This is a genomic window from Cohnella baijiui (assembly GCF_020731285.1).
Taxonomy (GTDB): Bacteria; Bacillota; Bacilli; order Paenibacillales; family Paenibacillaceae; genus Cohnella.
Window position 1 is genome coordinate 48,999 of record NZ_JAJFOW010000007.1, and the last position, 14,826, is coordinate 63,824.

Consider the following 14,826-nt stretch of genomic DNA (forward strand, 5'->3'; position numbering starts at 1 on the left):
GCTCTCCTATGTTTAGAAATCACTGTCCGTAAAGGTTCCGTCTCAGACGTGAGGATCATTTCCTGAGCGAAGGGGATATCGTCGTAAAGGGGATTGAGCCCCTCTGCGGAGGCGGTGCTGCGGGATTTCGCACTTGTGGAGGGAGGTGCGAAAAATGAGAACTGAGCGAAGGGGATATCGCCGTAAAGTCGTTTGAACCCTTTGGCGGGGATTGTGTCACGATACGTCGGACTGACGGAGCGAGGCGTGCGAAACTATACCTGAGCGAAGGGGATATCGTCGTAAAGCCGAGGGATTCATCTTCGGGCCGCAGGGAACTCCTACCAATTGCGCAAAAAAAAGCAGGGCCCGGCACGACGCGGGACCCTGCTTTTATTCGGGCGACCAGGCGGCGCCCGGACGATCTTTGGCTTCTTCGGCCATTTTGCGGCGGTACGCTTCGGGCGTGCAGCCGATCGCCGTTTTGAAATGGCGGCTGAAGTGGGCGAGGTGGGTGTAACCGACCGAATGAGCGACTTCCGTCACCGTGGCCTGAGGGTTCAACTTGAACTGAATCTTGGCTTGGTTCAGGCGGCGGTTGTACAGAAATTGAAAGACGGTCGAGCCGGTCACCTCTTTGAACAGGTTCGACAAATACGTCTTCGACAGATGGAGCGCGTCCGCAACATGATCAAGCGTCAGCGGCTCTTGATAGCGTTCTTCCAAAAAGCTGATGACTCGCTGGACGTGGCGCTCCCGTTCGCTGCGGTGAAGACGCTCGTCCCCCGAGGTTCCGCACCAGCCCTTGATCAGGTACAGCAGCTCCGCGAACCGGAGCGAAAATCTTTCGTAGGCATACGCTCCGCCGCTTTCTTCCGTCTGCGACCTGACAAGCGCATACAAGCGCCCCATCTCCGCCAACAGCCGCTCCGCTTCATCCTTGGCCACGTCCCGCAGCGGGAGCCGAACGTTGCGCAGCTCCTCGAAGGGCTGAAGCAGCGACTCGGCGGCGGCTTCGGGGACGACTGTCTTCACGTAAGCCGGATCGAAGTGGATGGTGGAGCGGATGTACGGCACATGGGGCGCCGGATTCGGGCAGTGCAGCGTCATCCCGTGCATCAGGATCAGATCGCCGGGCGAGAGCGTGATCAGCTTGTCGCCGATCAGGTAAGTGCACAGTCCTTCATGAAAATAATAGATTTCATAAAAGGGATGCGAGTGATAGGAGCCTGCGGCCATCGGGTGGTCGCTGCGGTGCCCCATTTCGATCGGACGATCCCATTGGATAAACGGAGGATTCGGCATGTTGTTCTCCCGCGGCCCGGCCGGACGTGCGCCGGGTCCCGAGAGTGATTGTACCATGCGCCGGACGGGAAATCAGCCCGTGACCCGCACGGCGTCCCGCTGCGCGATGAGGCACAGCTCGGCGGCCTTGAAGGCGTGCGCCTGCGTCATGGCGTTTTCCGTCCGATGCAGGCAATCCAGAATCAACTCGCCGAAAAACGGGTATCCGACTTGGCCGTCGACCGCGAAATGCCGCTCGCCCTCGTGATTGACCAAGTAGACGTGGTTGCCGGTGCGTTCGCGCGCCACGTCGATGTATTTGCGCAGCTCGATGTACCCGTCCGTGCCCAGGATGACGGTACGTCCGTCGCCCCAGGTGCCGAGTCCGTCGGGCGTCAGCCAGTCGACGCGGAAGTAGCCGGTCGCTCCGTTGTCGCCGATCAGCGTCGCGTCTCCGAAGTCTTCGAGTTCGGGAAACTCCGGCGAGCGATAGTTGCCGACCTTACTGTGCGCTACGCGCGCATCCCGGCAACCTGCGAAGTACAGGAACTGCTCGATCTGGTGGCTTCCGATGTCGCACAGGATGCCGCCGTACTTTTCCTTGCGGAAAAACCAGTCCGGCCGCCCGGTGCCGAGCCGATGAGGGCCGGTTCCCATCACCTGGACGACGCGGCCGATCGCGCCCTCCTGGATCAGCCGGCCTGCGTAGACCGCGCTCTCGACGTGCAGACGCTCGCTGTAGTAGACCATGTATTTGCGGCCGGTTTCCCGGACTTTATCCCTGGCGGCCTCGAGCTGGTCGAGGGTGGTGAACGGCGTTTTGTCGGTGAAGTAATCCTTGCCGCTGTCCATGACGCGAACGCCGAGCGGCCCGCGCTCGGACGGTACGGCAGCCGCCGCGACCAGACGGACTTCGGCATCTTCCAGGATCGTTTCGAGCGACGGTGCCGCTTGCGCCTGCGGGAATGTCCGACGGAAGGTTTCGACTTTGGCGGGATCGGGATCGTAGACCCATTTGAGCGTCGCACCGGCTTCGACGAGGCCGTTGCACTGGCCGTAAATATGGCCGTGATCGAGCGCCGTTGCCGCGAAGACGAACTCTCCCGGCCGGCAGACGGGCTCGGGCTTGTGGGAGACGGGCGCATAGCGCTGCCCGTCCCGGCTGCCGAACGTGGCGGAAGACAAGGGTTGTTCAGCCATGATTAGTTGCTCCTTCCGCGGGACGTATCGATCCGGCGCTGCAGCTCGGATTCGAACGCATCTTCGTCGAGCGGCAGATCGACCCAATCGTTCCGCCAAGCGGACAGATGCATCGCATTCGAGATGGAGAGGCCTCGTATGCCTTCGGCGCCCGGGGCAAGGAGCGGCTCGTCGCGCAGCAGCGCGTCGGTGAAGTTCTGGATGATCCCCGCGTGTTCGGGGCTCGGTCCCAGATCGGGAAATTCGATCTTCCAGTTCTCGGGACTGGCGAACGGCACCGTGTTCCGGGCGTTGAAGTCCGGCTCGGATTCGCGCAGGCGCCAAAAGGTGAGGCGGCCGTTCTCCACGACCAGCTTGCCGCGGTCGCCTGTCACTTCGTATCGGTTCGTCCCCGGGGTTTCGCCCGTCGTCGTGATAAAGACGCCGGTCGCCCCGTTGCCGTATTCGACGTAGGCGGTGACTTCGTCTTCGACCTCGATATCCCGATGCTTCCCGAAATGGCAGAACGCTCGGATCCGGGCAGGGAGCAGTCCGGTCGTCCACTGCCACAAATCCAACTGATGGGGGCATTGGTTAAGCAGCACGCCCCCGCCTTCGCCGGCCCACGTCGCCCGCCAGGAGCCCGAGTCGTAATACGCCTGCGGGCGATACCAGTCCGTGATGATCCAGTTCGTCCGGCGAATCTCGCCGATCTCTCCGGAGTCGATCAGGTCGCGCACTTTCAGGTAGAGCGGATTCATTCGCTGGTTGTACATGATGCCGAATTGACGGCCGCTGGCCGCCGCGGCTTCGTTCATCCGGCGCACCCGTCCGACGGAGACGCCGGCGGGTTTTTCGATGAGGACGTGCAGTCCGCGATCGAAGGCGGCGATCGCATCGGCCGGATGCTGAAAATGCGGCGTGGCAACGATGACCGCGTCGACGAGCCCGGAATCGAGGAGCGCCTCGGTCGTGTCGAAGACGGCCGTGTCCGGATATTGCGTCCGCAGCTCGGCGCGACGTTCCGGAGAGGCGTCGGTGACGGCGGTCGGGACGGCGCCGCGGATGGCGCCGGAAAGCAAGGTTTTCAAATGTCCGCTGCCCATGTTCCCGCAGCCGATCAAGCCGTATCGGATGGTTGTCATTGCAATTCTTCCTCCCATGTTCGCATTTGCCGGACAAAAGTTTGCATCATGTCGACGGAATCGTAGGTCCGGCTAAAGTCTTCGAGCCCGAGCCAGCCGTCGTAGCCGACGGCCTTGAGCGATGCCAGCACCTGCTTCCAGGGCACGATGCCGCTGGCGATCGGTCGCCAAACGCATTGCCAAGCGATCGGGTCCAACGGCGCTGGTTCGGCGCCCTGACCCTCGCCGCGAGCGTGGCGCGCATTCGGATGGGCATCGCCGTCCGGTCGGGCGAGCTCCCAGCCCGCGTTTTTCACGTGCACGTGCGCAAGATAGGGGCCGAGCATTTCCATGCCCATCCGAAAGTTTTCCATGCCCTCGTGAATCATGTTGCCGGGGTCGAACAAGACGCCGATCCGCTCCGCCGAATAGCGCGAGACGAGACGGTAAGCAGCGGAAGCGCTCGGAATGATGGTGCCGTGGTGGATTTCCACGAGCGCTTTGACGCCGTATTTCTCGGCGAGCGATTCAACCTCGTCCAGATAGTCGTACGCGGTGGCCAATTGACGGGGATAGCCGACCGCCGGATCGTATCCAGGCACGCCGACGCGGATCATTTCCGCGCCGAGCGAGCTTGCGAGCCGGAAGAGGCGCTCGGTGCCGGCCAAGTCTCCGCAGCTCAAATACGGGACCAAAGCGATCGAGCGCAGGCCGTGGCGCGCCGCCGCTTCCCGGATCCCGGCGATGTCCGCGTCCGTTGCATCCGGGTCGATGGTGCAGCGGTTGTTGCCCCAGAAGGATGGAGCCTCTGCGCGCAGTTCGGCCGGCGTCTCCCGGCATCGCCACTCGACGCCTTCGATGCCGGCCGCCTGTGCTTCCGCGCAGAGCGTTGCGGGATCGAGATCCGGCGTCGCCACGGTGAAGACGGAATATTTCATGCGGTGCTTCACTCCTTCGATTTGATCGAGATTAGGGCGTGTACGTATGGCGGGTGAGCCTTGTCGTTGAAGTCGAGGACATTGTATCATACGAAACTACGTCTGACGTAAACCGCATCCAAAGACTTAACTACAGTCAAACGATCAAGGCATCTTCCGATTATCGATCAAGCGAAGGTGCTCCGGGATGCAACTTTTTGTGCGGTGAACATGTATGTATGAAGGAGAGAAAAAGAACGGATCGGTCGATTCGGGTAACGGAGGCGGATGCGATGGAGCGGACGCAGTGGGACGAACAGCTGCAGCAGGGCAAACAAAAGATGCAGGAGAAGGCGCGATGGGAGCGTCGCGTCCGTGCGCTGCAGGACGAGGTCCGGAAGCAGGAGGAGACCGTTGCCGCCAGCCGCCGCCGGCTGAGCGAGGAAGAGGCCGACGTGGAACAGTTGAAGCACGCTTCGATCGCGCGGCTGTGGAGCCGGCTGACCGGCAAATGGGAGGAGCGGCTGGCGGCGGAAGAGCGGGAAGCGGCTGACGCTTGGCTCCAATACGATGCCGCCGAGGCCGCGCTGAAGGCGCTCAAGGAGGAAATGGCGGCGGCGCGAAGCCGGCTGGGCGACGTGATCGATGCGGATCTCGCCTACGAACGGTTGCTGGAGCAGCGAGAAACTTGGATCCGCGATCACGATCCGGACACCGACCGCGAACTGCGGCGCATTTCGGAGTCGCTCGGCGAGCTGCGTGCGCTTCGCAAGGAGCAGGACGAGGCCAAGCGGGCCGGTGAGAAGGCGGCCCGCGCGCTCGCCGCCGCCGAAGAGTGCCTGCGCTCCGCCCGAAACTGGGGTACCTACGATATGCTGGGCGGAGGCGTGATCGCGACGCACATCAAGCATAACCGCATCGACGAAGCGCGCGCCGACATGCACGAAGCGCAGCATGCGCTTCGAATGTTCGAGAAAGAGCTGCGAGATTTGCGGACGCAGGCGGGCTCGCCCGAAGTGGAGGTCGGCGGCTTTCTGACGTTCGCCGACTACTTCTTCGACGGCTTCCTCGCCGATTGGATCGTTCAAGGGCGCATCAACGACGCGCTGGAGCGGGTCCAGAGAGGAAGCGGAGAGGTGCGGCGGCAGCTCGATCGCGTGGCGAGAGAGCAAGCGAAGACGACGCAGGACATCTCGGAGCTGGAAGGGCGTTATCGGCGGCTGCTGGAGGACGGCCGATGAGCGCCGCCCGCCGTCCGTCCGCGACGCCGACCGCCGCTCCGGCGTTTTACGTCCTTTGCGGCATTTCGGTCCTGTGCGTCCTGCTGCTGATCGTTCGCGCCGATCGCGTCGGCTTCGAGAAATACGGTTTTTTGCTGTGGAACCTGTTCCTCGCCTGGCTCCCGCTGATCGTTTCGATGGCCGCTTCCGGCCTGGAACGCTTCGCGCGGGGGCGACGGCTAAGTGTCCTTCCGCTGCTCGCGCTCGGCGTCGCTTGGATGCTGCTCTTTCCGAATGCGCCGTACCTGACGACCGACCTGATGCACCTGATCGCGAATCCGCAATACACCTGGACCCAGGCTTCCCAATCGCTGCTCGTTTGGTATGATTTGATTATTTTTTTCGTCTTTGCCTGGTGCGGGCTGCTGCTCGGCTATTTGTCGATGCACCAATTTCACCGGGTGGTGGCGCGATATGCCGGCGAATGGTTCGGGTGGCTCTTCGTCGTCGGCGTTTCGTTCCTCGGCGGCTTCGGCGTGTATTTGGGGCGGGTCATCCGCCTGAACAGCTGGGACGTGCTGTTCAGCCCGTTCCGCCTCATCGACGGCGTTATGGCCGGTCTGGACGCGAACGGCGCCGTCTTCACCGCTTTGTTCGGCACGCTCATCCTCATCGTCTACCTGTCGCTGGCCTGCCTGCGTTCACTGGCCGGCCCTCGCGCGGAGCCCGGAACCGAATAAAGCAAAAAGCGCCTTGATTCGCCGCAGCGGCGAATCAAGGCGCTTTTTTTGAATGAAGATGACGGCGATTCGTGTTTAACGGTAAGCGGGCAGCCAGTCGCCGTGCGCTTCGATCAGATCATCGCAAAGCGAGACGATGTCGTCCATGGACAACTCGGCGGACGTGTGCGGATCGAGCAGGGCGGCGTGGTAGATATGCTCCTTCTTGCCCGTAATCGCCGCTTCGATCGTCAGCAGCTGCGTATTGATGTTGGTGCGGTTCAGCGCGGCGCACTGCGGCGGCAGATCGCCGACGTACGTAGGCGTAACGCCGCTCGCGTCGACGAGGCAGGGCACCTCGACGCATGCTTCGCGCGGCAGGTTCGTGATCAGTCCCGTATTCATGACGTTTCCGCCGATCTTGAACGGACGATTCGTCTCCATCGCCTCGAAAATATAGGAGGCGTATTCGTGGGTCCGCTCGTGCGATAGCTGCGTGTCGTTGACGAGGCTTTCGCGCATTTGCTTCCAGTTCGAAATCTGGTTGACGCAGCGGCGCGGATATTCGTCCAGCGGAATGTTGAAGCGCTCGATCAGCTCCGGATATTGACGCTTGATGAAGTACGGGTGGTATTCGGCGTTATGCTCCGACGATTCCGTGATATAGTAGCCGAATTTCAGCATGAGCTCCAGGCGGACCATGTCGGGATGCTTCTCCTGCTGCTTGGCGGCCGCGCGCCGCTTGATCTCCGGGTACAGGTCGACGCCGTCTTTGGTGACTTCGAGCAGCCACGCCATATGGTTGATGCCGGCGATCTTCGACTGGACGCCGGCAGTGTCCATGTCGATCGCTTTGAACAGGTCGTTCACACACACCTGTACGCTGTGACACAGGCCGACGGTGCGGACGCCGCCGTACGTGTTCATGACGTTGGTCAGCACGGCCATCGGGTTCGTATAATTCAGGAACCAGGCGTCCGGGCACACCTCTTGGATGTCGCGCGCGAAATCCAGCATGACCGGAATGGTACGCAGGTTGCGGAAGATGCCGCCGATGCCGACCGTGTCGGCGATCGTCTGGCGCAGGCCGTATTTCTTCGGCACTTCGAAATCCGTGATCGTGCAAGGGTCGTATCCGCCGACCTGAATGGCGTTCACGACGAATTTGGCGCCTCGCAGCGCTTCCTTCCGGTCGCTGTACGCGCGCACGCGGCACGTGCTGCCGCTCGTCGTCTTGAGGTTGTTTAGCATCCGCTCGGAGTCGGCGAGCCGCTCGGCGTCGATATCGAACAGCGCGAGCTCGAATCCTTGAAGCGCCGGGGTCAGCATGCAGTCGCCCAGGACGTTTTTGGCGAATACCGTGCTGCCGGCGCCGAGGAAAGTAATTTTGGACATGGGTCGATTCCTCCTTGAATTCCACTTGTATGAAGGCTTACCTGCGATTTAGAATAGATGAAAACGCTGCCTGTGCCTATGGACAGAAAAGAGCATTGCATGGAATTTTGTAGTCAGCCTTTGGCCGGCGACAGGAGAGGGGGGGATCGTCTGGAGTCGAGCTGGCTTATCGTCAATCCGCACCTGCGGGAAGGGGACGAGGCAACGGTTTTGTTTACGGGACGATCGCAGACGGCGCCCGACCACCGCGTAGGCCCGCAGGTGCTGGATTACGTGTTGATTCATACGGTGGAGGCCGGCAAAGGGTATTTCAAGTGCGGGGAGGAGGAATACGAGCTGGGGCCGGGAGACAGCTTTTTCATCTTGCCGGGGCCGCTGCATGCGTACCGGTCTGACGAGCGCGATCCATGGCGGTATCGGTGGATCGCCTGCCGGGGACCGGAGCTGGCGCGGTGGCAGCAGCGGGCTGGCGTCAGCGCGGAGCGTCCTGTCGTCTACGGCGCATGGGAGACGCTGCGTGCAATGGAAGCGGTAGCCGCAGCGTTCCGGGAGGGCGGCTGGACCGCCGATTGCGAGGCGTCCGGCTGGCTCCGGATCGCTTGGGCGGCCTGGATGAAGACGAACCGTCCGGAAGCGCCCGAGGCGTCTGGCGGCCGGGAAGAGGCGTCGGCCAGAGAGGCGGACCGCGCCGCCAGGTGGCTCCACGCACAGCTCGACCGTCCCGTCTCGATCGCGCAGATGGCGCGCGAGCTCGGCTATCACCGCACTCACCTGGCCAAGCTGTTTCGCCGGCACCGGGGCATGTCGCCGATCCGCTACCTGCAGAAGCTCCGCATGGAGCGCGCCGCGCTGCTGCTCCAAGAGGCGTTGTCGGTCGAGGAGGTCGCGGCTTCAGTCGGGTACGCAGACCCGCTTTACTTTTCCAAATCGTTCAAGAAGTGGATGGGCGTCACCCCGACCGACTACCGCAAGGGTCTTCGGTCCTAGGCTGAGGCGATCAACTTTCGCGTAAGATGAAGATGTGGGAACTTGTATGAGGCCGGTCTGATGAGTAAGATGATAATACGACGGAACCGTTCGCTCGGGTTTTCGTAAGGGATTGATAGAGGGATGAGGAGGCGGCTAGGATGAGCTTTTTCAAAAAATTCACGGAGACCGTCAGCAAAGGCGTATCTACAGCGACCGAAAAGGCGCAGCAGACGGTCGAAATCACGAAGATTCATTCTCAAATTTCCGGCAAGAAAAAAGAAATCGAGAAGCGGTTTTCCGATATCGGCGAAGCTGTCTACGAAGCCTACTTGCAGCACGATCTGTCCCGCGCCGAAGGGGAGATCATTCCGGCTTGCGAAGAGATCGCGCGCATCCGGCGCGAAATCGGCGGACTCGAAGACCGCATCCGCGCGCTTCGCAACGAAAAGGAATGCGCCTGCGGGCAGAAGGTCCCGTTCGATACCCGCTTTTGTCCGTCGTGCGGCAGTCCGTTCGCGGAGCCGGTGCCGGAAGAGCCGGCGCCCGCCGAGGAAGCGACGGACGAGGAGTCTCTAACGGCAGCGGATAAGGCGGAGGACGTCGCGCCAGCCGATCCGTTGGCGGTCGAAGCGTCGGAGGAGCCGTCGTCAGAGCCGGAGGCGGAGCCGGTTCACCTATGCGCGGCTTGTAGCGCAGAGCTGCCGGAAGATGCGCGGTTCTGCCAGACGTGCGGAGAACCGGTGTACCCTTGATTGGGAATTGAATGTAAAAAAAGCGTCTTTGCCTTCCCGAGGGAGGGCGAGGCGCTTTTTTTATTGCCAGAAGTGGTTGATTGAAAAGTGTGTGTAATGAAAAATGACACAAATGTGATTGATACCAACGTTAAATTGCGCTTGGGCGGTCACGGCCGGACATTTTTCTGCCTGTATTGAAAGAATATCTCTCTAAAATGTTATATAATATTACATATTGTATGACAAATTCGCGATTTTGATTTAAAATGTCATTATAGATGACGCAATTTAAACCAAGTGAGTCGATCCATCTTGCAAGGAGGGAAAATGATGGCTGCCATGCCCCGAAAAGAATCCCTGCCGGATAACCGTCCGGATCAAACGCGATTCACGGTTCGAGAATGGCTGGAGCTGCCGCCGTTTCAGGATGCCTCGCTCGTCGCGGGAGATCGGGGAGCGGACGCCGCCGTCGCGCGCGTTCGCTTGTTGGAGCCGCAGGACGCAGCCCGCTGGGCGCGATCCGGCGATTGGGTGCTGCTGACGGGAAGGGAGGAGCCCGAGCGGATCCGCCCGTTGCTCGCGGAATTGGCGAAGCAAGGTGTCGCAGCCGTCGGTCTACGGACGGGACGCGCTGGAGAACCGGAATGGCCGCAGGCCGCATTGGAGGATGCCGACGCCCTGGGGTTGCCGGTCGTCGTGCTGCCGCCCGACATGGCGCTCGCGGACGTCGTTCGCGCCGCGATGGAGCGGGCCGCCCCGATGGAGGACGCGCCGCTGGCGGAGCTGCAGAGCCGGATTCAGGCGATGACGAGGCTCTTGCTGGAGAGCAGCGGGCTGTTCGCTTTTCTGGATGCATTAGAGCGGATGCTGGGCAATCCGGTCGCCGTCGTGCAGGAAAACGATCAGATTTGGCTATCCGAGTCGCTGCGCGAAGCGGACCCTTCGTTCGGTACTCCATGGGCACAGGCGCACGCGTTCCGTCCCGTCGTCGGCCACGGCACGCGAGGAGGTTTTGCGACGCTGGCGAGCGGTTCTCGCGCGTACGGATGCCCGATCCCGTCCCGGCGGACAAAGGCGTCCTGCCTCGTCTTGATCGAGCGTCATGTCGACGTCGACTTACTGGCGATGCGGACCGTCGACCGCTTGTCCGCCCTGGTCGGCATGGAGTTGGCCAATGAGGAGGCGGTGCGGGAAGTCGAAGGCAAGTACCTGGAGCAGTTTCTGCAGGACTGGCTGTCCGGCAAAATCGTGGCGGCCGGCGACTGGCGTCTCCGTGCGGAAGTTTGCGGCTGCGAGCTGCCCGAGAACGCGCCGCTGTGCGCCGTTCTCGTCGGCATGTCGGAGCGCCATCCGACCGCCGATCGATTGCGCGAGCTCTCCCGCCGGCTCAGGACTGAGCGGTTCCGTTCGGTCGAAGTTCTGCTAGCAGCGCCCTTCGGCGGCGAGCTGGCGCTCATCGTCCCCGTTGCCGAAGCGGTCCGGGACGATCAGCAGGCTTCCGCCGTCGCACAGCTGCTCGAGCGCCTGCAGCCCGAGCTGCGTTCGCTGATCGGCGATCCGTCGCTCCGGCTGTTTGCCGGTCGTCCGGCGGACCGGCCCGAAACGCTCCCCGCGAGTTTGTCGCAGGCGAGGCGCGCCCGCCAAGTCGCGGAAGTGTGCGGCCTGCCGGGGGATCGCGTCGCCTACGATCGGCTCGGGGTGTACTCCTTGCTCTATCTCATTCCGTCGAGCGAGGAGCGGGAGCAATTTGTGGAGCGGTTCTCGCTGCCGCTGCAGCAAGCCGATCGCAAAGGAGGCGGGCGTCTCGTCGAAACGCTGGAAATGTTTTTCCGATGCAACGGCAATATCAAGCTGACTTCGGAAAAGCTTTACGCGCACTACAACACGGTCGTCTACCGGTTGGACAAAATTCAAAACATTCTCGGCATTTCGCTCGACGATCCGGAGGACCGGCTGCAATTGCAGCTGTCGCTCAAGCTCGGACACATTACCCCGAGCGGCAACTGAGCCTGGCGCCGCGTGCTCTCTTACGTTCAAAACATGCCAAAAACCTTGCAGCCGATCGGCTGCAAGGCTTTTTGGCGATGCAATTAGTAGATGGCGCGGAGAATAATGACCAGCAGAATGAAAAGAACGAGAACGAATGCTGCTCCGCCGCCATATCCACCGACATGACCGCAACCTACGCCTCCATAGCCTCCATAGCCACCAACGTATGCCATACCGGTAACCTCCCGTAAATGTGGTGTGGTGTGAGGTGCCTCACGGAATTAGTCTATGCGGGACAAGGGAGGGCAGTTTGTGCGGGCGCACAATCCGGCGCCGCCCATTTCAGGCGGATACCGGAGGGACGGGGGGAACCGGAGCGACCGGCACCGCGGGAAGGGTCGGTGAAATCGGCGTGACCGGAGGAGCCGAGGCGTTGAAATGGCGGATGTTGACGATGCGGGCTTCGCCAGTCAATGGGCCGCTGCAGCCAAATCGGGCGAGCGCCGAGTTCGACAAGGCGGTCACTTGAATGTCGCCGACCTCGATGAAGCTAGAATCGGCGGACGCTGAGAAGCTCACGTCTTGCCGTGGCATCGGCAGCAGGATGGGACGATAGAAAAGCGAGTAAGCGGTAAAGGGCAGCTCATTGCTTTCGAAGTTCGCGACGGCACGCTGAATCGCAAGTACCCGGTTGAACAGGTCGGTCCGGCCCTTAACATCCCCGAAATGCAGGATCGACGCTTGCGAGACGGTATTGATAAAGACGTCTTTGACCCTTGATTCGCGGCAGGAGAGGCTCATGGGCTTTGTTCCGCCGTCTCTTCGGGCAAACTCGGCAGCGGCGCGAGAGGACCGACGATGACGGACTCCGGCGGTGTATCGAAAAACGAAGAGAGTGTGATAGACTCCGTATCGCCGATCAAAAACGACGAGGAGCTCGAAACGCCGATGATCCGGATGGAACCGATGGCGACGGGGGCGTTGGTTACATGGAGCTGCATGGGGGGCATGTTATCCTCCTTCCGGCTTCATTCCTCTGCGATGGCGCAGATAAGAGTCGAAGGCCGCCAAAATATCCCGCTTCGTTTTTTGGACGACCGACAGATTCCACTGCCGCTTTTCCTCCTCCGTGCCCGTCTGCGGATAAGGAGCGGACCGGCCGTAATGGTGCACCCGCTCCTTCAACTGCGCCTTTACGTCCTGGATGACCGCGTGCATTTGTTCGGGCTCCAGCTCGACTTGATGCTGCGCGGACATCCGCAGCAGCTCATCCGGCCCGTTCTGGTCCATGAACGTCATCGCCTGCTGCTGCAGCGTTCCGATCTGTTCGCTCGTCTCGTCGGTCGGCGGTTGCGCGGGGATGCTCCACGTTCCGGGCAGCGGCGTCTCGAGGGAATCCACCTCACCTTGCTGCCCCTGCGGCGTGAGCCCGATATTGAGCGTGCCGTCGAGTCGACTCACCTTAAGCTGGTCGAAATGGTATTCCACATGAATCGGCGGTTTTTTCTGGAGCTCGTCAAGCTGCTTCTGCATGGCGTCGATTTGCGCGAGCGCGGTTTGCAGGCGCTGCTCCGTCTGCTGAAGCTGGCGAACGATATCGTTCCAGTCCGTCGGCCCTTGCGGCCATATCCAGGACGAATTCGTTGACATGGGCATCCGCTCCTTCGACGATCGCGCGAACAGGAAGAAGGCTGCCTGCGAGCCGCGCGATTAGCTCGGATTGGGCAGCGGGACAAGAGAGATGGGCTGCAGCCCGGTCGCTTCGATTTGCGCGGGCGTAAGCTGCGGTGCAGGACCGGTGTAGCCGCCCGTATTATACAGCTGAGACAGCGACTGAATGCTTCCCGCGCTGCCGATCTGCAGCACGGAGGAGTTCGAGACGGCCTCGACGCGAAGCTGTCCGATGGAGATCTGCTGATGAATATAATACTGAATCATATGATCCCGGAGTTGCCAATTTCGGTCGAAGAGGAATCGACGACATCGGGATCGTTCGTGTTCGTCGCGCTAATCGAGTTCGTGCGAGGGAAGTCCCCGGTCACGAACGATCCCGCGCCGGCGAACGTTTTCGTGCTGCTGACTGGCTTTACCTGCAAGGTGTCGCCGAAAAGCACGACCCCGCTCGAGCCCACGGTGATGACCTTGACGGCTCCGACGATGCTGGGCATGACGCAACGACTCCTTCTAGTGCAATCATGTTCCATTGTATGAAGGCGGGCGCCCAGAGGTTCCCGATCGGGACGCGAATCGGGCGGACACCGCCCGGGCGATTGGGGCATAGGATGAAGAAGAGCGCCGGTATCCGGCTTCGAAGGGGAGAAGAACATGTCTTTTTTCGACAGCGGCCCTTTGCCGAATTGGAAGGAAATCCAAAATTGGCTCGGCAAAGAGATCCCCTGGGATGTGGTGGAGAAATGGGACGAACAGAATGACGACTCGTGGCTGGAACAGATGGTTCGCAACTTCGTCTCCCCGCAGGGCGAACAGGCGCCGGACGCGAAACAAAAGACGAAGAAACACATGCCGATCATTCATTCTCCGTCCCCGCCGCGCGTCTCGCCGGATCTGATTAAAACCGCGAGGCACGTGATCTTGACCTTGAGACTGCCTTCGGAGGCCGATCTGCGGCCGATACGGTTGTACGCGGCACCGGATCGGGTTCGGCTGACCGGCCTGCCGGGCGGACGTTCGGAGACCGTGCGGATGCCGTGCCTGGTCTACGCCAAATCCGGGCGCGCCGAGTGGAAGAACGGACAGCTCCGCATCCGGTTCCGCAAGCGGCGCCGCGATCGCGAAGAAGTCGAATTGTTCATCCAGTCCTGATCCGTTATAATGCAATCAAGAGGCGCGCGCCGCTTCCGGCGGAACGGCGCGCGCGACGGATAAAGGAGGCTGACGTAGTGGAGCTCGTGGACGTTTCAAACGTATCGCCCGCGTTGTTCGTGACGGGGGTTGTTTTTATTTTGTTGATTGGCGGTTTGCTCAGCATGGGCGTCCTGCGGTTTTTTCAGGTGAAGAAACGCCAGGGGTGGTTCTTCATGAGCGGATCGGCGCTCTCGCTCGCCGCGATGGTGCTGATCGTCGACCGCTGGTTTAGCTAAAGGCGGCGCTAGGCGCCGTCCGCGGCATCGCATGTTTTGCCGTTTCGTTTCAAGAAGGGCCTCCATCTCCGCTTGGCCGCGGAGATGGAGGCCCTTTCTGTTCGTCATATGCAGCCGCCGATTCGACGGATTGTGAACATTTCATGTCGGATGCGGGGGGCAATCGCAACTTTTGTCGCCATTTTTCGTCTATCCCATCGTGTGTTCCCGCGCGAA

General features: G+C 61.3%; 18 protein-coding genes. 7 read left to right on the plus strand and 11 right to left on the minus strand.

Going from position 1 to position 14,826, the window contains the following annotated elements; translation table 11 throughout:
- Window positions 1–372: 372 nt before the first annotated feature.
- From LKX83_RS09705 to LKX83_RS09720, 4 genes are all read right to left on the minus strand, one after another.
- On the minus strand, window positions 373–1,284 hold the full coding sequence (locus tag LKX83_RS09705; RefSeq protein ID WP_227881984.1) for an AraC family transcriptional regulator: 912 nt from the start codon (window positions 1,282–1,284) through the stop codon (window positions 373–375).
- Between the two features lie 72 nt (window positions 1,285–1,356).
- On the minus strand, window positions 1,357–2,463 hold the full coding sequence (locus tag LKX83_RS09710; RefSeq protein ID WP_227881985.1) for a Gfo/Idh/MocA family protein: 1,107 nt from the start codon (window positions 2,461–2,463) through the stop codon (window positions 1,357–1,359).
- 2 nt (window positions 2,464–2,465) lie between these two features.
- Window positions 2,466–3,587: a Gfo/Idh/MocA family protein gene (locus tag LKX83_RS09715; protein WP_227881986.1), complete on the minus strand. Its 1,122-nt coding sequence runs from the start codon at window positions 3,585–3,587 to the stop codon at window positions 2,466–2,468.
- Complete coding sequence (locus tag LKX83_RS09720; RefSeq protein WP_227881987.1) at window positions 3,584–4,504, minus strand: sugar phosphate isomerase/epimerase family protein; 921 nt, start codon at window positions 4,502–4,504, stop codon at window positions 3,584–3,586. The genes LKX83_RS09715 and LKX83_RS09720 overlap by 4 nt, the downstream gene beginning before the upstream one ends.
- 218 nt (window positions 4,505–4,722) lie before the next feature.
- On the opposite strand from LKX83_RS09720, the gene LKX83_RS09725 reads away from it, so the two are divergent.
- Window positions 4,723–5,724: a hypothetical protein gene (locus tag LKX83_RS09725; protein ID WP_227881988.1), complete on the plus strand. Its 1,002-nt coding sequence runs from the start codon at window positions 4,723–4,725 to the stop codon at window positions 5,722–5,724.
- Entirely contained in the window at window positions 5,721–6,443 is a 723-nt protein-coding gene (locus tag LKX83_RS09730) for a DUF1361 domain-containing protein (protein WP_227881989.1), read from the plus strand. Before LKX83_RS09725 ends, LKX83_RS09730 begins: the two co-directional genes overlap by 4 nt.
- A 75-nt stretch (window positions 6,444–6,518) precedes the next feature.
- On the opposite strand, the gene melA is transcribed toward LKX83_RS09730, so the two are convergent.
- Window positions 6,519–7,817, minus strand: a complete 1,299-nt coding sequence (gene melA / locus LKX83_RS09735) for an alpha-glucosidase/alpha-galactosidase (RefSeq protein ID WP_227881990.1) — start codon at window positions 7,815–7,817, stop codon at window positions 6,519–6,521.
- Window positions 7,818–7,916: 99 nt separating this feature from the next.
- Here melA and LKX83_RS09740 point away from each other — a divergent pair, with 99 nt between their 5' ends.
- The 3 genes from LKX83_RS09740 to LKX83_RS09750 all read left to right on the plus strand — a co-directional run bounded on the left by LKX83_RS09740 (window position 7,917) and on the right by LKX83_RS09750 (window position 11,527).
- Entirely contained in the window at window positions 7,917–8,804 is an 888-nt protein-coding gene (locus LKX83_RS09740; protein ID WP_227881991.1) for an AraC family transcriptional regulator, read from the plus strand.
- A gap of 140 nt (window positions 8,805–8,944) precedes the next feature.
- Window positions 8,945–9,538 carry a zinc ribbon domain-containing protein gene (locus LKX83_RS09745; protein ID WP_227881992.1) on the plus strand — a complete coding sequence of 198 codons (594 nt, stop codon included), beginning with the start codon at window positions 8,945–8,947 and terminating at the stop codon, window positions 9,536–9,538.
- Between the two features lie 312 nt (window positions 9,539–9,850).
- Entirely contained in the window at window positions 9,851–11,527 is a 1,677-nt protein-coding gene (locus LKX83_RS09750; RefSeq protein WP_227881993.1) for a PucR family transcriptional regulator, read from the plus strand.
- A gap of 83 nt (window positions 11,528–11,610) precedes the next feature.
- Here LKX83_RS09750 and LKX83_RS09755 read toward each other — a convergent pair whose 3' ends face one another.
- The 6 genes from LKX83_RS09755 to LKX83_RS09780 all read right to left on the minus strand — a co-directional run bounded on the left by LKX83_RS09755 (window position 11,611) and on the right by LKX83_RS09780 (window position 13,677).
- Complete coding sequence (locus LKX83_RS09755) at window positions 11,611–11,742, minus strand: sporulation protein YjcZ (protein WP_227881994.1); 132 nt, start codon at window positions 11,740–11,742, stop codon at window positions 11,611–11,613.
- Window positions 11,743–11,851: 109 nt separating this feature from the next.
- Entirely contained in the window at window positions 11,852–12,310 is a 459-nt protein-coding gene (locus LKX83_RS09760) for a spore germination protein GerPE (RefSeq protein WP_227881995.1), read from the minus strand.
- A complete protein-coding gene (locus tag LKX83_RS09765; protein WP_227882158.1) occupies window positions 12,307–12,510 on the minus strand; it encodes a spore gernimation protein GerPD in 204 nt (67 codons plus the stop codon). The genes LKX83_RS09760 and LKX83_RS09765 overlap by 4 nt, the downstream gene beginning before the upstream one ends.
- A gap of 10 nt (window positions 12,511–12,520) precedes the next feature.
- A complete protein-coding gene (gerPC, locus tag LKX83_RS09770) occupies window positions 12,521–13,159 on the minus strand; it encodes a spore germination protein GerPC (RefSeq protein WP_227881996.1) in 639 nt (212 codons plus the stop codon).
- A 60-nt stretch (window positions 13,160–13,219) separates the two neighbouring features.
- Window positions 13,220–13,444, minus strand: coding sequence for a spore germination protein GerPB (locus tag LKX83_RS09775; RefSeq protein ID WP_227882159.1), 225 nt, complete (start codon window positions 13,442–13,444; stop codon window positions 13,220–13,222).
- Window positions 13,444–13,677, minus strand: a complete 234-nt coding sequence (locus tag LKX83_RS09780) for a spore germination protein (RefSeq protein WP_227881997.1) — start codon at window positions 13,675–13,677, stop codon at window positions 13,444–13,446. Before LKX83_RS09780 ends, LKX83_RS09775 begins: the two co-directional genes overlap by 1 nt.
- Before the next feature lie 157 nt (window positions 13,678–13,834).
- Between LKX83_RS09780 and LKX83_RS09785 the strand changes: the two genes are divergently transcribed.
- Both LKX83_RS09785 and LKX83_RS09790 read left to right on the plus strand, forming a co-directional pair.
- Window positions 13,835–14,332, plus strand: coding sequence for a hypothetical protein (locus tag LKX83_RS09785; RefSeq protein WP_227881998.1), 498 nt, complete (start codon window positions 13,835–13,837; stop codon window positions 14,330–14,332).
- A 77-nt stretch (window positions 14,333–14,409) separates the two neighbouring features.
- Window positions 14,410–14,610 carry a hypothetical protein gene (locus tag LKX83_RS09790; protein ID WP_227881999.1) on the plus strand — a complete coding sequence of 67 codons (201 nt, stop codon included), beginning with the start codon at window positions 14,410–14,412 and terminating at the stop codon, window positions 14,608–14,610.
- The last annotated feature ends 216 nt before the right edge of the window (window positions 14,611–14,826 follow it).